This window comes from Bacillus sp. FJAT-29790 (assembly GCF_019039215.1).
Taxonomy (GTDB): Bacteria; Bacillota; Bacilli; order Bacillales; family Cytobacillaceae; genus Cytobacillus.
Map to the genome: position 1 here is coordinate 15,979 of NZ_JAHNZZ010000002.1, position 17,322 is coordinate 33,300.

The following is a 17,322-nucleotide window of genomic DNA, read 5'->3' on the forward strand; positions in this document are numbered from 1 at the left end:
AAGGATAGCTGAATTAGAAAAAAATGCGGAGAAAATACCTAGATTGAATATTGAGGTGTTATATGTTTAACAAATGGACAGCTGCTTTGGCAGTGATGATGCTCCTAGCTACGGGATGCAGCAAAAATGATAAAACGGACGTTGAGTACAAAGACAATGAAATAGAAGAGACAGCGAAAGACGTTTCAGAGGAGAAAGAACTTCCTTTTCAATTTCCGTTAACCGGTGTTGAAACAGATGAGAAAGCGAAAGGTCGAGCGGTTGCAGTAATGATCAATAATCACCCGGCTGCCCGTCCCCAGTCCGGACTTGAAAAAGCAGATGTCGTATATGAACTGCTTGCAGAAGGGGATGTAACCAGATTTCTTGCTATTTATCAAAGCGAAAAACCGGAAAAGATCGGTCCTGTAAGAAGTGCCAGGGACTATTTTATTGAATTGGCAAAAGGGTATAACAGTTTATATATCGCTCATGGAAACAGTCCCGATGCCAAAGCGTTGTTGGATAAGGGCTATATCGATCACTTAAATGGACTATACTATGATGGAACGCTTTTTAACCGCGCTAGTTTTCGGAAAGCACCGCATAATTCTTATATTACTTTTGAAAATATCTTAAAGGGTGCGGAACAAAATAATTATGCGATGGAAGAATCTCCACCCCCTCTGACTTTCTTGAAAAAAAGTGAAGTGGATGCTATAGACGGAGAAGAAGCCCAATCGGCGATGGTTTCTTATTTTTCCAGTAATTTATTTAATGTCATTTTTGAATATGATGAGACTCTTGGAAAGTATAAACGTTATTCAAATGGCGAATTAACTGCAGATTATGATTCAGGTGAACCGGTATTACTTGACAACATATTCATAGTTGAAACCGATCATAAAATAATTGATAATGTAGGTCGGCGTGCAATTAACTTAACTTCTGGCGGCAGGGGCTATTTATTGCAAAAAGGCAAGTGGAAGGCAGTAGATTGGAAAAATATTGATGGGAGAATTTTGCCTATCATAAATGGGAAGGAAACTGGCCTAGTTCCTGGAAGGACATGGATTAATCTTATTCCTGCCGATCCTGGCTTAGAGCAAACGGTTTCTTTTGATAGAAGCAATAGAATGTCTATTTTAAAGGAGATTAATATATGCAAATTGATAAATTAAGAGGAAAAGATCTCGACCAATTATTTAAGTCCGTTTTATCATTGAAGGATTTAGAAGAGTGCTATCGTTTTTTTGATGATCTGTGTACGGTGAATGAAATTCAATCTCTCGCTCAACGGCTAGAGGTTGCGCGCATGCTTCGTGAAGGGAAAACGTATCATAAAATTGAAACAGAAACAGGTGCCAGTACAGCAACCATTTCCCGTGTGAAACGCTGCTTGAACTATGGGAATGATGCTTATGAAATGGCATTGGAACGGATTAAAGAAGAGGAAATTGAGAAAATAGAAGAGTAATTAATCTGAAACGAAACCGTGGGCATAATTCCTGCGGTTTTTTTGGTCCATTATGGGGAATATCCTAATTTTTAGAAGCAGATTCCCTTCTGCGCTTTTCTTTTTCATTCATTTCACTAATGATATAATGGTGGAATGGAATGATAGAATGGAGGAAGTTTGGATGTACGATGTTCGCGAGTGGCGCCATGTGTTTAAGCTCGATCCAGATAAATATATTTCGGATGACGATTTAGAAAAAATTTGTGAATCGGGAACGGATGCCATTATTGTGGGCGGAACAGATGGAGTTACATTGGAAAAGGTACTCGATCTGATGGCTCGTATAAGGCGGTATACAGTTCCTTGTGTACTAGAGGTTTCGTCTATTGATTCGATTACGCCAGGGTTTGATTTATATTTTATTCCGACGGTATTAAATAGTCAGGATGCTAAATGGATTACCGGACTTCATCATGAAGCTGTAAAAGAGTACGGAGAAATAATGAATTGGGAAGAGATTTTTGTCCAAGGCTATTGTATCCTCAATGAAGATTGCAAAGCCGCAAAGCTCACGAATGCTCGGACAAGTTTGTCTAAGGACGATGTAAAGGCATTTGCAATGATGGCAGAAAAGATGTTTCATCTGCCGATTTTTTACTTGGAATACAGCGGGGCATATGGGGATCGTGAAATAGTGTCTGAAGTGAAAAAAGTGTTAGAAAAAACAACGCTTTTTTATGGCGGTGGCATCGAAAGTGTTGAACATGCAAAAGAAATGTCGGATTGTGCAGACGTCATCGTAGTTGGAAATATTATTTATGATAATTTGCAAGCAGCCTTGCAGACCGTGCAAGCAATCCGCTCAAAAATTATTTGATTGGTAAGTAGAAATCAAGTAAAATAAAATCAAGAACATATGTTTGTATGGTGGTGACGAGAAGCAATGCAATTTTTATCGGATAAATTGTTAAATGGGTTAAATCCAGAACAGCAAAATGCAGTAAAGGCAACGGACGGTCCCCTGTTAATTATGGCCGGGGCAGGCAGTGGAAAAACAAGAGTATTAACACATCGGATTGCTTACTTGATGGTTGAGAAGGGAGTCAATCCCTATAACATATTAGCCATCACATTTACGAACAAAGCTGCGCGCGAGATGAGAGAAAGGATCTATAAAATGATGGGCGGAGCCGCTGATCAGATTTGGATCTCAACCTTTCACTCAATGTGTGTCCGAATTTTAAGAAGAGATATTGACCGTATTGGCTATAACCGAAACTTTACGATTTTAGATACAACGGATCAGCAATCTGTAGTCAAAGGAATTTTAAAGGATAAGAACTTGGATCCGAAGAAGTTCGATCCGCGTGCAATTCTCGGATCGATTAGCTCAGCAAAAAACGAACTAACAACCCCAGAAGAATTCGCAAAAACAACAGGCGACTACTTCCAGCAAGTTGTCAGTGATGTTTACACGGAATACCAAAAAAGACTTAGAAGAAACCAGGCATTAGATTTCGATGACCTAATCATGATAACCATCCAACTATTTCAAAGAGTACCAGAAGTACTCGAGTATTACCAACGCAAATTCCAATACATTCACGTTGATGAGTATCAGGACACCAACAAAGCTCAATATATGCTTGTAAAGCTTCTTGCAAACCGCTTTAAAAATCTTTGTGTGGTTGGTGATTCGGACCAGTCAATTTATCGCTGGCGTGGTGCGGATATCGCTAATATTCTTTCTTTTGAAAAGGATTATCCGAGCGCACAGGTTATTTTGCTTGAACAGAATTATCGCTCGACAAAACGGATTCTTCTTGCCGCGAATGAAGTAATTGCGAGGAATATGAGCCGGAAACCGAAAAATCTTTGGACGGAAAACCCCGAAGGAAGCAAGATTTTCTACTACCGTGCGGATAGTGAGCAGGGCGAGGGGCAATTTGTCGTTGGAAAAATAAAAGAGCTGGCAAGGGAAGGGAACCGGAACTTATCTGATTTTGCAATTTTGTACCGGACCAATGCCCAATCCCGTGTGATGGAGGAAGTACTCTTAAAGTCAAATATCGAATACACCATCGTCGGCGGAATTAAGTTCTATGACCGTAAAGAAATTAAAGATATCCTCGCTTATTTGCGCTTAATTGCCAACCCGGATGATGATATTAGCCTACAGCGGGTCATTAACGTACCAAAGCGGGGGATTGGTTCGGGGTCGATTGATAAAATAGCTAACTTTGCTACGCTTCATGATATGACAATGTTTGAGGCATTAGAATCAATTGAGCTGATTGGATTAAGCCCGAAAATCACGAAAGCTGCCACTGAATTCAGGGATTTGATCAAAAACTATGCACAAATGCAGGAATACCTCTCTGTAACAGAATTAGTTGAAGAAATTCTAGATAAGTCTGGCTATAGGGAAATGCTAGTTGCAGAAAAGTCTATTGAAGCGCAAAGCCGACTTGAAAACTTGGACGAGTTTTTATCCGTAACGAAAAACTTTGAAGATGGCAGTGAAGATAAGAGCTTAGTTGCATTTTTAACAGACTTAGCTCTAGTTGCTGATATCGATAAATTGGATGATGACGGAGAAAAGGCAGATGCTGTCGTTTTAATGACACTTCATTCCGCGAAAGGGCTTGAGTTTCCGATTGTCTTTTTAATCGGCTTGGAGGAAGGTGTTTTTCCACATAGCCGTTCCTTGATGGAAGAAGCGGAAATGGAAGAAGAACGCAGGCTTGCCTATGTCGGAATTACAAGAGCAGAAAAGGAACTTTTTATTACGAATGCTCAAATGCGTACACTGTATGGTCGTACAAGTATGAATTCTCCTTCACGATTTATAAAAGAAATCCCAGCAGATTTATTAGATGGCTTGCAGCCTGCTCATAAAGCGGGTTCACCATTCGGTTCTACGCCATTCAGCTCAGCGCCTTCGAGACAACCGCAAAGAAAGCCGGTCATTCGTCCCGCGATGAATACGACTGGCGGGGATGAACTCGCATGGAAGGTCGGCGATAAAGCTGAGCATGGCAAATGGGGCACAGGCACTGTTGTCAGTGTTAAAGGAGCAGGCGAGGGAATTGAACTCGATATTGCGTTTCCGAAACCAATTGGCATCAAACGCTTATTGGCTAAATTCGCGCCGATTAAAAAAGGCTAAAAAGTATCTTTTTAAAAGGCTGTTTTCTAAATAGTTGTTGTTTTTAAATAGGTTTTTTATGAAGTTGATTGGAGCGGAAGGTGAGAGACTCCTGCGGGAGTAGCGGGACAGGTGAGACCCCACAGGCGCAGAGCGCCGAGGAGGCTCAACGCCCGCCTCGCGGAAAGCGAGCATCCTGGAGTGGAAATCAACTAGACCTCTTTTTGGTAAAATAGCAACAAAGTTTACGAAAACAGCCTTTGAAAACAATGAAAGTGTCATCCTTACGTTTTTTTAGAAAGGGCTGGGCTTATGGACCTTCAAACAGCTGAAATAAAAGTAAATGATTTACAAAAACTACTTAACCAGTACAATTACGAGTATCATGTCCTTGATCAGCCGTCTGTTCCTGACGCGGAATATGACAGGCTTTTAAGAGAACTGAACGAATTGGAAGAACAATTTCCGGAACTGAAAACATCTGACTCCCCAACTCAGCGAGTCGGGGGCGAAATCCTTGAAATGTTTGAGAAAGTTCAGCACCAGTCACAGATGCTTAGTCTAGGCAATGCATTTAATGAGCAGGAATTGCAAGATTTTGACCGCCGTATCCGTCAGATTGTCGGGGACGATATTTCCTATGTGTGCGAACTAAAAATAGATGGATTAGCGGTATCACTTCGTTATGAAGATGGTTTATTTGTCCTTGGGGCAACCAGGGGAGATGGATCAATAGGAGAGAATATAACAGCGAATTTGCGAACGATTCGTTCCATTCCCCTTCGATTAAAAGAAGAAATAACACTGGAAGTCCGCGGCGAAGCATTTATGTCAAGACGTTCCTTTGAAGCATTGAATAGACAGAAGGGGGAGAGAGGCGAGGAGCTTTTTGCGAATCCAAGAAACGTGGCAGCGGGTTCTTTAAGACAGCTTGACCCACGCATCGCCGCCTCTCGTAACCTTGATATTTTCTTGTATGGAGTTTCAGATGCAGGTGAATCAGGCATTATCTCGCATAGCGAAGCGCTTAATTTTTTGGACATGCTTGGATTTAAGACGAATAAAGAGCGGAGGAAATGTGCGAACATCCAAGAAGTGATCGAATATGTCCAAGAATGGACAAGTAGACGCCAAGATTTACCATATGATATTGATGGCATTGTCATTAAAGTTGATTCGATCGAGCAGCAGCGGATGCTTGGAACAACAGCCAAAAGCCCTCGATGGGCCGTTGCCTTTAAATTTCCTGCCGAAGAGGTTATTACAACGTTAAAGGACATCGAATTAAGCATTGGACGAACGGGTGTCGTTACACCAACCGCTATCCTTGAACCCGTTCTTGTTGCAGGAACGACTGTCCAGCGGGCTTCCCTTCATAATGAAGATCTTATACGTGAGAAAGATATCAAAATCGGCGATCAGGTTGTTATCAAAAAAGCTGGGGATATCATCCCTGAGGTGGTCAATGTTCTTGCAGAACGCAGAACAGGGGATGAAATTGAATTCCTTATGCCGACCCATTGCCCTGAATGCGAGAGCGAACTTGTCCGCCTTGATGGCGAGGTAGCTTTACGTTGCATGAATCCGAAATGTCCCGCCCAAATCCGTGAAGGACTGATCCATTTCGTTTCCCGCAATGCGATGAATATTGACGGATTAGGTGAGAAGGTTATCAGCCAATTATTTGCCGAAAATCTTATACATGATGTAGCGGATTTATACAAATTGTCCTATGATCAATTGATCCAATTGGAGCGCATGGGTGAAAAGTCAGTTAATAATTTACTGCAAGCAATCGAAGCTTCCAAAGGAACATCCTTAGAAAAGCTCTTATTTGGTCTTGGCATTCGTCATGTTGGAGCGAAAGCCGCGAAAACACTTGCACAGCATTTTGGAACGATAGACTTGCTTGAGGTCGCTTCGTACGAAGAGTTAACTGCTATAAATGAAATTGGTGAAAAAATGGCGGATTCGATCGTAACCTTTTTTGAACAGGAAGAAGCAAAAGAGCTAATCAATGAATTAAAAGCTGCCGGGATTAACATGGAATATAATGGGCCAAAGCCACTTTCAATTGAGAGTTCGGATTCGATTTTTGCTGGGAAAACAATTGTCCTGACAGGTAAATTAGAAAAACTGACGAGAAATGATGCGAAGGAAAGAATCGAAGCATTAGGCGGGAAAATTGCAGGAAGTGTCAGTAAGAAAACAGATATTGTCATTGCTGGTGAAGATGCCGGATCCAAGCTGGCAAAAGCACAGGAATTAGGAATTTCGATTTGGAACGAGGAGAGACTGGTCGAAGAATTAAACGAGTAAGAGGTGCAAAAGCCGTGAAGAAATTAATAATGCTTTCCTTGTCCCTTTTCCTTTTGCTTGCAGGCTGTGCGCCGCAATTTAATAAGCAAGAGGAAATCGTTCAGAACAAAGAGGACGCAAAAGAGAAAGCGATTATCCCAAACTTTAGAATTTCAGATCAATATTATCGGACAATCCTTCCCTTTGAGCCGAGTGAGGCAAGGGGGCTTGTCGTCAATAATATTAATACAAAGTATGACATCAGTGAATTTGAAACTGGACTGATGAGGGTTGCTCATAATACATTCGACCCGGATAAGTATTTGTTTCAAGAGGGCCAATATTTAAAAAGAGATACTGTCCGCCTTTGGCTGAACCGACAATTCACACCCGAACAACTAAAAGAGAGGAATTTAAGTGAAGCAGATAATATCGGCCTGAACCCACTCGATAACGGAAAAGGGAATATACATGACCGTTATGAGAAAAGTCCGAACTACCTTGCCCACATTATCGAGCATGATTACCTTGTGAAAAATGAAGAAGGTAAGGTTAAATTAGGCGGTGTTGTCATAGGTCTTGCCTTGAATTCGGTTTATTATTATCAAAAGGTTCAATATGGGGCAACGTTTGAAACGAAAATCGCTCACGGAGACCTCGAAAAGGAAGGTAAGAAAATTGCTGAAGAAGTTTTGCAGCGATTACGTAATATGGATGGATTAAGAGACGTTCCTATTACGATTGCATTATTTGAACAGCAAAGTAAAACTTCTGTTGTGCCGGGAAACTTCTTCGCTTATGCGAATGCAGCAAAAGGCAGTGCGAAACTTGGAGGCTGGGAAAAGGTTGCTGAGGAATATGTTCAATTCCCTTCAACCAATGCGACTATAAACCACCGGGATGATGCCACATCCTTCTTGAATTTTAAACAAGATATAGAAACATATTTTCCTAACTTTAATGGAGTTATTGGGAAAGCATTTTACGCTCGGGATCAATTACAAGAGTTAAATATTAGCATCCCTATCCAATTTTACGGAAAAGCAGAAGGAATTGGCTTTACACAGTATGTAACTGGACTTGTTCTTCAACATTTTCCTTCATATATTTCAGTTCAAGTCAGCATTACTTCAGTTAATGGACCGGAAGCGCTGATCGTTCGCAAAGCAAATCAAAATGAACCATTTGTGCATATTTATCAATAACCAATAACACCAAATTAAATTTGAATATTTGAAGGCATCTATTAAATCATGTAGAATAAGCAGTGGATGTTAACGTGTTTACAAAGTGACAAAGTCTAAATGTGGGAAAGGAAACTTCCAGAAAGCCCTTATCTTTCAGATGCATATTTAGGCTAGAGTCAGACGATATATATTAGGAGGCGGGAAGAAATGGTACAACCTTACAAGCATGAGCCATTTACGGATTTTAAAGTAACTGAAAATCGGGAAGCATTTTTAGCTGGTTTAAAAACAGTGCAAAGTTATTTAGGTCAAGATTATGATCTTGTAATTGGCGGAGAGCGCGTCTCAACTGAGGATAAAATCGTTTCAACGAATCCTGCGAATAAAGAAGAACTGATCGGCCGTGTTTCAAAAGCGGATCGTGACCTTGCCGAAAAAGCAATGCAGGTTGCGGTTGAATCATTTAAAACGTGGAGAAAAGTAAAGCCGGAAACCCGCGCAGATGTTTTATTCAAAGCAGCAGCGATTATTCGCCGCCGCAAACATGAATTTTCCGCATTATTGACTAAAGAAGCTGGAAAGCCGTGGAATGAAGCAGATGCTGATACGGCAGAAGCGATTGATTTCCTAGAATACTATGCACGTCAAATCTTGAAAATTAAAGATGGCGTTCCTATGAACAGCCGTCCGAACGAATATAACCGTTATGACTATATTCCTTTAGGAGTAGGAATCATTATTTCTCCTTGGAACTTCCCATTTGCAATCATGGCTGGAACAACTGTAGCAGCGATTGTTGCGGGGAATACAGTTCTACTTAAACCAGCTTCAACGACTCCTGTTATTGCTGCTAAGTTTGTAGAAGTTATGGAAGAAGCGGGCTTGCCAAAAGGTGTTTTAAACTATGTTCCAGGAAGCGGTTCAGAAGTGGGCGATTATTTAGTAGATCATAAAGATACTCGTTTTATCAGCTTTACTGGCTCCCGTGATGTTGGTCTTCGCATTTACGAGCGTGCATCAAAAGTAAACGAAGGTCAAATCTGGCTTAAACGTGTAATCGCGGAAATGGGCGGCAAGGACACAATGGTTGTCGACAAAGAAGCTGATCTTGAATTGGCTGCTCAAGCTATTGTTGCAGCAGCATTCGGCTTCTCAGGTCAAAAATGCTCCGCTTGTTCTCGTGCAGTTGTCGTGGAAGATGTATACGATCAAGTGTTAAATCGTGTTGTTGAGTTGACGAATGAATTGACACAGGGGAATCCTGAAGATCAAAGCAATTTCATGGGACCTGTTATTGACCAAAATGCGTTTGATAAAGTTATGAGCTATGTGGAAATCGGGAAACAAGAAGGCAAGCTGATGACAGGCGGAGAAGGAGACAGCTCGAAAGGCTACTTCATTAAACCAACCGTATTTGCGGATCTTGCACCTGATGCACGTCTAATGCAGGAAGAAATTTTTGGCCCGGTTGTGGGCTTTACAAAAGCAAAAGATTTCGATCATGCGCTTGAAATTGCAAATAATACTGAATACGGCCTAACCGGCGCCGTGATCACAAATAACCGCGAGCACATCCAAAAAGCGCGCGAAGATTTCCATGTCGGAAACCTTTACTTCAATCGCAGCTGTACGGGTGCGATCGTTGGCTACCAGCCATTTGGCGGATTTAACATGTCAGGCACAGACTCTAAAGCAGGCGGACCAGATTATATCCTTCTGCACATGCAAGCGAAAACAACGTCTGAGATGTATTGATTTTGTATAAATATACAAGGGTGATTCGCCTAGTGCGGGTCACTCTTTTATTTTGGGTTTATTAATGCCATTACCAATGTCGTTTGAAAGCGCTTTATTATTGGACGTTATCGAATTAACTTTACTCTCGTCTTCTTTTTGAAAAAACTTGCAGCCAAGAACCTATTTTTATAATTATACAAAAAAATGCTTGATTTATAAACAAAAAAGTATAATAATTGGTAGATAAGAAATCAAATATTGTGTTTAACTTTATTCAGCAGAAGTCTCTAAACGACATATGTGGTGAGATAATGCAAAAAGGTATCCAATTCCGTGGCGGTTCAAACCCTGACTGAATAAAGTTAAGCCTCTGGCGGCTGCCTCAGATTTTTTAAAGGGGAATTTATCTAGCAAGCTAAGGTGAAAATCTGAGCGCAAATACGCCAAGGCGAAGTTGATAAAGGAGATGAGAGGCATCTATGAGTAAAGTTGTTTTAGCCATCGGAGGAAATGCGATCATTAAAGAAGGGCAAAAGGGTACCATTGAAGAGCAACAAAGAAATATTAATGAAAGCTGTGCCCCTGTTATTGAATTAATTGAACAGGGAAATACGGTTGTCATCACTCATGGAAATGGACCTCAAGTTGGCTATTCATTAATAAAAAACCAAATGGCAGAATCGGTGATTCCTGCATATCCGGTTGATGTTTTAGATGCCGAGACCCAGGGGAACTTAGGTTATTTAATTCAGCAGGCGTTTAGAAATAAAATGACTGAACGTAACATCAAGAAAACAGTTGCAACAGTCGTAACACAGATAGTCGTTTCAAAAGATGACCCTGCTTTTGAAAACCCTACAAAACCAATTGGACCATTTTATTCAAGGGAAGAGCTTGATAGAATCCTTGAACAGGAACAAATCTCATATGTTGAAGATAGCGGAAGAGGATATAGACGTGTCGTTGCTTCTCCAAAGCCAATCCAAATTGTCGAAAAAGACGCCATTGATGCTTTGCTTGAAAAGGAAGTTATCGTCATTACAGCTGGTGGCGGCGGAATCCCTGTTGTCGAAGAAAATGGGATCCTAAAGGGCGCTGCGGCGGTCATCGATAAAGATTTGGCAAGTGCCCTTTTAGCTTTAGAGATCAATGCAGATTATTTTCTCATCTTAACAGGTGTAGAGCATGTTGCTCTCCATTTTGGAACGCCAGAGCAGCAAAATTTATCAGAATTGACAATTAATGATGCGTTACGTTATCTGGAAGAAGGTCATTTTCCAAAGGGAAGTATGGGTCCAAAAATCGAAGCAGCCATTTTATTTTTGAGAAAAGGCGGCAAAAACGTCATTATTACATCAATAGATAAACTTCAGGACGCACTTGAAGGAAAAACAGGAACGCGTTTAACTTTATAAGATACTAAAAAAAAACGGCTAGAGCCGTTTTTTTTTTTGTGATCAACTTCTTCAGCTTCTCCTACAAAGACCTTATATCACCATTTTAGAATTTTCTAAATATTATTAAAAAACCTATTCCATTTTTCGTAACTCTGTTATATAATACAAAATATAATCAATCATTTGTATTACAACAATCGAGACTTTTTCAAAAAAGAGAGGACAAAGAATTGATTTCTACGCATTACATTTACAAAAATTGAAGGAGGAACATACTTATGTCAAATGAAAGAGTTCAAAAGTTGCAGGAAAGCTGGGAAATGGATGAGCGGTGGAAAGGAATTGAAAGACCATATTCCGCTGAAGAGGTTATTAGATTAAGAGGCTCCATCGATATTGAACATACACTTGCTTATAGAGGGGCTGAAAAGCTATGGAAACTTGTCAATGAAGAGGATTTCATTAATTCATTAGGAGCATTGACAGGAAATCAGGCTGTCCAGCAAGTAAAAGCTGGCTTGAAGGCCATATACTTAAGCGGCTGGCAAGTAGCGGCAGATGCCAACCTTTCAGGCAATATGTATCCAGACCAAAGCTTGTATCCGGCAAACAGTGTACCGAATGTTGTTAAAAGGATTAACCAGGCTCTTCAGCGTGCCGATCAAATTCATCATATGGAGGGCGATGCGTCCATTGACTGGTTTGCGCCTATTGTAGCAGATGCAGAAGCAGGCTTTGGCGGACAGCTCAACGTATTTGAATTAATGAAAGGAATGATTGAAGCAGGTGCTGCAGGCGTTCATTTTGAAGACCAGCTTTCTTCGGAGAAAAAATGCGGGCATTTAGGCGGAAAAGTATTACTCCCAACCCAAACGGCTGTTAAAAACTTAATTGCGGCAAGATTAGCTGCAGACGTAATGGGCGTGCCTACCTTAGTTATTGCTCGTACGGATGCGAATGCGGCGGACTTGATTACGAGTGATATCGATCCTTATGATGCACCTTTCATTAATGGAGATCGTACACCAGAAGGCTTCTTCCGGACGAAAGCGGGGCTTGATCAGGCAATTGCCAGAGGTTTGGCATATGCTCCATACGCTGACCTTGTATGGTGTGAGACAGCAGAGCCTGATCTGGAAGAAGCAAGGCTTTTTGCCGAGGCGATTCATGAAAGGTTCCCTGGTAAACTATTAGCTTATAACTGCTCTCCATCTTTCAATTGGAAGAAAAAGCTTGATGATGACACAATTGCAAAATTCCAAGTCGAGCTTGGTAAAATGGGCTACAAATTCCAATTCGTTACACTTGCAGGCTTCCATGCTCTAAACCACAGCATGTTCGAATTGGCCCTCGGATACAAAGATCGTGGGATGGCTGCTTATTCCGAGTTGCAGCAGGCTGAATTTGCAAGTGAGGAGTCTGGATATACAGCTACAAGACATCAGAGGGAAGTGGGTACAGGTTATTTCGATCAAGTTTCGATGACGATAACAGGAGGAACTTCTTCAACCACTGCCTTAAAAGGTTCCACGGAGGAAGCTCAGTTTTCTACCGCCAAACAGTAAAAATCATTTCAAAAGAAATCGTGCAGCTTATATTGTGGAAGGAAGATGATCCTTCCACGATATTTCAACCATTCTATCGTGATTTTTTACTCCAATTTGCTCCTCTCTTCGCAATGAAGAGAGGCTTTTTTTATTTTAAAGGCTGTTTTCTAAATGATTGTTGTTTTTAAATAGGTTTTGTATCACGTTGATTGTAGCGGAAGGTGCGAGACTCCTGCGGGAGCAGCGGGACAGGTGAGACCCCACAGGCGCAAGGCGCCGAGGAGGCTCACCGCACGCCCCGCGGAAAGCGAGCATCCTGGAGCGGAAATCAACTAACATAGTTTACGAAAATAGTCTTTTCATATTAATAAGGGAATAACTAAACTAGCACCAGTTGTTATATGTAAACATACATATTAATAGCCCTACTTTTCATTAGGGCAGGACTTAGCTATATGATTTGTAAACCAAGTGCTAATTTTAGATAATGGGGCTATATAAGGACTGTTAATGGAGTATTTGGAAATACATTAGGAGGTGTTTCGGTGTCTAAAAACATCGATGATTATATTCAGCAGGGGATTCATGGCCAGAAAGAAACGAATCCCGATGAGCGACGGAAATTTCTTGGCACACTGCGGGAACGGATAGTCATTGCTCTCACCCAATCGCAAGTAAGGGAACCTGGTATTTATAAACAAGTAGAAGATGCGCTAAAGGGAAATAGAAAGGCCCGTCTATATCTAAATGGGAATATGAGCTATTCTGAGCTATCAAAATATACGAAGCAAGCGGCAAAAAATAAAATAGAATATACAATGGTTACAAATAAAGATCATAATTCAGACATCGGTCTTGTCCTCGCATACGATTATGCTATTGATAAAGAAGAAATCTATGTGAAAAAGGAAAGCCCGAAGAAAACGGTACAGAAAGGTAAAGGGAAAAAGGGTGTTTTTACAATATTCTCAAAAGTTTTTAAGCGGGGGAGGAGTCACTAGGCTCCTTTTTTAATCAGCAATGTTATGATTCATGTTGACAAATTAGCTGACTGATTTTTTTCCTGAAGAGTGCGAATTGCCTGCAACTCATGATAAAATAGGGAGGGTAGATCATGATTTACGTTGCTTTAACGTAAGAAAGTTTGGTATCATCAATATTATTGTGTGATGAAACGAACATATTTGGAGGTGGCTTTTATGTCTAGAATTTCAACTGATCAGGTAAAGCATGTAGCGAACCTGGCTAGGCTTGCAATAACGGAGGAAGAGGCTGAAATATTTACAAAACAGCTGGATGCAATGATTTCTTTTGCAGAGCAGCTAAATGAATTAGATACTGAAAATATAGAACCGACTTCACATGTATTAAATATGAAAAACGTGATGCGAGAAGATATCCCGCAAAAAGGGTTGCCTCAATCTGAGGTTCTAAAAAATGCACCAGATCATCAAGACGGTCAAGTGAAAGTACCGTCAATCATCGAGTAAGGAGGGAATTCGCTTGAGTTTATTTGATCATAAGGTATCGGAGCTTCATGAGCTTTTACATAAAAAAGAAATTACTGTATCAGACCTTGTCAGCGAATCGTACAAGCGTATTAGCGAGGTAGAGGATAAGGTACAGGCTTTTTTAACTTTAGATGAAGAAAAAGCCCGCGAAACAGCAAAAATAATGGATAAAAAGCTTGGAACGGATGAATCGAAGGGGCTCCTTTTCGGAATGCCGATCGGTTTGAAAGATAATATCGTAACAAAGGGGTTACGCACAACATGTGCAAGCAAAATATTAGAAAACTTTGATCCAATTTATGATGCAACAGTTGTCGGAAAGTTACATAAAGCTGAAACGATTACGATCGGTAAGTTAAATATGGACGAGTTTGCGATGGGTTCATCCAACGAAAACTCTGCTTTCAAAAAAACACTTAATCCATGGAATTCGGAAGCCGTCCCTGGTGGATCTTCAGGCGGTTCAGCAGCTTCTGTTGCTTCAGGGGAAGTACTGTTTTCTTTAGGAACAGATACAGGAGGCTCCATTAGGCAACCAGCTGCTCTATGCGGTGTTGTTGGGATGAAGCCTACATACGGCCGTGTTTCTCGCTACGGTATTGTTGCATTTGCTTCATCGTTTGACCAAGTTGGACCAATTACACGGACGGTTGAAGATAATGCCTATTTATTGCAGGCGATTTCTGGTCTTGACCCAATGGACTCGACATCTGCTAACATTGATGTTCCAAACTTTGTGGAATCCTTAACAGGTGATATTAAAGGGTTGAAAATTGCTGTACCAAAGGAATATTTAGGCGAAGGCGTTGGTGAAGAAGCGCGCCAGTCGGTTTTGGATTCGTTAAAAGTACTTGAAAAATTAGGAGCTACTTGGGAAGAGGTTTCTCTTCCGCATTCCAAATATGCATTAGCATCTTATTATTTATTATCTTCTTCTGAAGCTTCAGCAAACCTTGCCCGATTTGACGGCGTTCGTTATGGCTATAGAACGGAGACCCCGGAAAACTTGCTTGATTTATATAAAAAGTCACGTGCAGAAGGCTTCGGTGATGAAGTTAAGCTTCGGATCATGCTTGGAACTTTTGCATTAAGCTCCGGCTATTATGATGCTTACTATAAAAAGGCGCAAAAAGTACGGACACTGATTAAGAACGATTTTGATGATGTATTAAATAAATATGATGTCATCATTGGTCCAACAACGCCAAATCCAGCTTTCAAAATTGGCGAGAATGTGGATGATCCGCTCACAATGTATGCGAACGATATTTTAACAATCCCAGTGAATCTTGCGGGTGTACCAGGAATTTCAGTTCCATGTGGATTTGCTAATGGCTTGCCACTAGGGCTTCAAATCATCGGTAAGCATTTTGATGAAAGCACGGTTTACCGTGTTGCACATGCCTTCGAACAGGCAACAGACTATCATAAACAAAAACCGGTACTGTAAGGGGGGAGAAATAATGAAATTTGAAACGGTAATTGGACTTGAAGTACACGTCGAATTAAAAACAGACTCAAAAATTTTCTCGGCAAGCCCGAATCATTTTGGTGCTGAACCGAATACAAATACAACGGTCGTCGATCTGGGTTACCCAGGGGTTCTCCCCGTCTTAAATAAGCGAGTAGTTGATTTTGGAATGAAAGCAGCCATGGCGCTGAACTGTGAAATCGCTCCGGTTACGACATTCGACCGGAAGAACTATTTTTATCCGGATAATCCGAAGGCTTACCAAATTTCTCAACTTGATAAGCCAATTGGCGAGCATGGCTGGATCGATATTGAAGTGGATGGCTATAAGAAAAGAATTGGAATCACTCGTATCCATCTAGAAGAGGATGCCGGCAAGCTTACTCATGGCAATGGATACTCATTATGTGACTTTAACCGTGCAGGCACACCGCTCATCGAGATTGTTTCTGAGCCAGATATTCGGACAGCAAACGAAGCTTACGCATACCTTGAAAAATTAAAGTCGATTATTCAATATACGGGCGTTTCGGATTGTAAAATGGAGGAAGGATCTCTTCGTTGTGATGCGAATATTTCGATCCGCCCAATTGGACAGGAAGAATTCGGAACGAAAACAGAGCTAAAGAACTTAAATTCCTTTAACTTCATTCGTAAAGGGATTGAATACGAAGTAAAGCGCCAAGAGGAAGTAGTACTTTCAGGCGGTGTTATTAATCAAGAAACGCGCAGATATGATGAAGCGACAAATACGACAATTCTTATGCGTGTGAAAGAGGGAGCAGACGATTATCGTTATTTCCCTGATCCAGATTTAATAGATGTTCATATTGATGAAGAATGGAAAGAGCGGATCCGCGCTGAAATTCCTGAGCTGCCCGATCAGAGGCAAAAGCGGTATGTTGAAGAGCTTGGCTTACCTGTCTATGATGCAGCGGTTCTGACAGTAACGAAGGAAACATCCGATTTCTTCGAAGCAACGGTAAACGCTGGAGCAGACGCTAAACAAGCTTCCAACTGGATCATGGGTGATGTGTCTGCCTATCTGAAAGCAGAGCAAAGGGAGCTAGTAGATACAGCTTTGACGGCTGAAGGTCTTGCTGGCATGATCAAGCTGATCGAAAACGGTACAATTTCATCGAAAATTGCCAAGACGGTTTTCAAGGAATTGATTGAAAATGGCGGAGATGCCGAGCAAATCGTGAAGGAAAAAGGTCTAGTTCAAATTTCGGATGAAGGCGCACTTCTAAAAATCGTAACAGAAATTTTAGATGCCAATCCGCAATCAATTGAGGATTTTAAAAATGGCAAACAAAAAGCAGTTGGCTTCCTTGTCGGTCAAATTATGAAAGCGACAAAAGGACAAGCAAACCCGCCGATGGTAAACAAGCTTTTATTAGCGGAAATTTCGAAAAGATAGAAGGAAGGCTGGTGGATTTTCCATCAGCTTTTTTAATGGCTGTTTTCGCAAACTTTATTGCTATTTAAGTATGATTTTATATAAAAATCTGAGTTGATTGGAGTGAAGGGCACTTGACTCCTGCGGGAAATAGAGGGAACGGGAGACCCCACAGGCGGTAACGCCGAG

Annotated in this window: 13 protein-coding genes; all 13 read left to right on the top strand. The window is 41.1% G+C overall.

Annotation, left to right across the window (positions count from 1 at the left end):
• The first annotated feature begins 62 nt into the window (after window positions 1-62).
• The 13 genes from BGM26_RS15165 to gatB all read left to right on the top strand — a co-directional run bounded on the left by BGM26_RS15165 (window position 63) and on the right by gatB (window position 17,154).
• Window positions 63-1,160, top strand: a complete 1,098-nt coding sequence (locus BGM26_RS15165) for a DUF3048 domain-containing protein (protein WP_217040817.1) — start codon at window positions 63-65, stop codon at window positions 1,158-1,160.
• Window positions 1,142-1,456: a YerC/YecD family TrpR-related protein gene (locus BGM26_RS15170; RefSeq protein WP_217040818.1), complete on the top strand. Its 315-nt coding sequence runs from the start codon at window positions 1,142-1,144 to the stop codon at window positions 1,454-1,456. Before BGM26_RS15165 ends, BGM26_RS15170 begins: the two co-directional genes overlap by 19 nt.
• A 163-nt stretch (window positions 1,457-1,619) precedes the next feature.
• Window positions 1,620-2,315, top strand: a complete 696-nt coding sequence (gene pcrB, locus BGM26_RS15175; RefSeq protein ID WP_217040819.1) for a heptaprenylglyceryl phosphate synthase — start codon at window positions 1,620-1,622, stop codon at window positions 2,313-2,315.
• Window positions 2,316-2,381: 66 nt separating this feature from the next.
• Window positions 2,382-4,607 carry a DNA helicase PcrA gene (pcrA, locus tag BGM26_RS15180; RefSeq protein WP_217040820.1) on the top strand — a complete coding sequence of 742 codons (2,226 nt, stop codon included), beginning with the start codon at window positions 2,382-2,384 and terminating at the stop codon, window positions 4,605-4,607.
• 291 nt (window positions 4,608-4,898) lie between these two features.
• A complete protein-coding gene (gene ligA, locus BGM26_RS15185; RefSeq protein ID WP_217040821.1) occupies window positions 4,899-6,905 on the top strand; it encodes an NAD-dependent DNA ligase LigA in 2,007 nt (668 codons plus the stop codon).
• A gap of 14 nt (window positions 6,906-6,919) precedes the next feature.
• Window positions 6,920-8,089 (top strand): CamS family sex pheromone protein, encoded by a 1,170-nt coding sequence (locus BGM26_RS15190; RefSeq protein WP_217040822.1) that lies wholly within the window; start codon window positions 6,920-6,922, stop codon window positions 8,087-8,089.
• A gap of 189 nt (window positions 8,090-8,278) precedes the next feature.
• Window positions 8,279-9,826, top strand: coding sequence for an L-glutamate gamma-semialdehyde dehydrogenase (pruA, locus tag BGM26_RS15195; protein ID WP_217040823.1), 1,548 nt, complete (start codon window positions 8,279-8,281; stop codon window positions 9,824-9,826).
• Between the two features lie 461 nt (window positions 9,827-10,287).
• A complete protein-coding gene (gene arcC, locus BGM26_RS15200) occupies window positions 10,288-11,223 on the top strand; it encodes a carbamate kinase (RefSeq protein ID WP_217040824.1) in 936 nt (311 codons plus the stop codon).
• A 260-nt stretch (window positions 11,224-11,483) separates the two neighbouring features.
• Entirely contained in the window at window positions 11,484-12,770 is a 1,287-nt protein-coding gene (gene aceA / locus BGM26_RS15205; RefSeq protein ID WP_217040825.1) for an isocitrate lyase, read from the top strand.
• A gap of 527 nt (window positions 12,771-13,297) precedes the next feature.
• On the top strand, window positions 13,298-13,753 hold the full coding sequence (locus tag BGM26_RS15210; protein WP_217040826.1) for a YueI family protein: 456 nt from the start codon (window positions 13,298-13,300) through the stop codon (window positions 13,751-13,753).
• 198 nt (window positions 13,754-13,951) lie between these two features.
• Window positions 13,952-14,242: an Asp-tRNA(Asn)/Glu-tRNA(Gln) amidotransferase subunit GatC gene (gene gatC / locus BGM26_RS15215; protein WP_217040827.1), complete on the top strand. Its 291-nt coding sequence runs from the start codon at window positions 13,952-13,954 to the stop codon at window positions 14,240-14,242.
• 13 nt (window positions 14,243-14,255) lie between these two features.
• Entirely contained in the window at window positions 14,256-15,713 is a 1,458-nt protein-coding gene (gene gatA / locus BGM26_RS15220) for an Asp-tRNA(Asn)/Glu-tRNA(Gln) amidotransferase subunit GatA (protein WP_217040828.1), read from the top strand.
• A 13-nt stretch (window positions 15,714-15,726) separates the two neighbouring features.
• Window positions 15,727-17,154, top strand: a complete 1,428-nt coding sequence (gatB, locus tag BGM26_RS15225) for an Asp-tRNA(Asn)/Glu-tRNA(Gln) amidotransferase subunit GatB (RefSeq protein ID WP_217040829.1) — start codon at window positions 15,727-15,729, stop codon at window positions 17,152-17,154.
• Window positions 17,155-17,322: the final 168 nt, after the last annotated feature.

Excerpts from the sequence above, each read along its gene's own strand:
- ligA (WP_217040821.1), top strand. The coding sequence starts at position 4,899 with ATGGACCTTCAAACAGCTGAAATAAAAGTAAATGATTTACAAAAACTA.
- BGM26_RS15170 (WP_217040818.1), top strand. The coding sequence starts at position 1,142 with ATGCAAATTGATAAATTAAGAGGAAAAGATCTCGACCAATTATTTAAG.
- pcrB (WP_217040819.1), top strand. The coding sequence starts at position 1,620 with ATGTACGATGTTCGCGAGTGGCGCCATGTGTTTAAGCTCGATCCAGAT.
- gatB (WP_217040829.1), top strand. The coding sequence starts at position 15,727 with ATGAAATTTGAAACGGTAATTGGACTTGAAGTACACGTCGAATTAAAA.
- aceA (WP_217040825.1), top strand. The coding sequence starts at position 11,484 with ATGTCAAATGAAAGAGTTCAAAAGTTGCAGGAAAGCTGGGAAATGGAT.
- BGM26_RS15165 (WP_217040817.1), top strand. The coding sequence starts at position 63 with ATGTTTAACAAATGGACAGCTGCTTTGGCAGTGATGATGCTCCTAGCT.
- arcC (WP_217040824.1), top strand. The coding sequence starts at position 10,288 with ATGAGTAAAGTTGTTTTAGCCATCGGAGGAAATGCGATCATTAAAGAA.
- pruA (WP_217040823.1), top strand. The coding sequence starts at position 8,279 with ATGGTACAACCTTACAAGCATGAGCCATTTACGGATTTTAAAGTAACT.
- pcrA (WP_217040820.1), top strand. The coding sequence starts at position 2,382 with ATGCAATTTTTATCGGATAAATTGTTAAATGGGTTAAATCCAGAACAG.
- gatC (WP_217040827.1), top strand. The coding sequence starts at position 13,952 with ATGTCTAGAATTTCAACTGATCAGGTAAAGCATGTAGCGAACCTGGCT.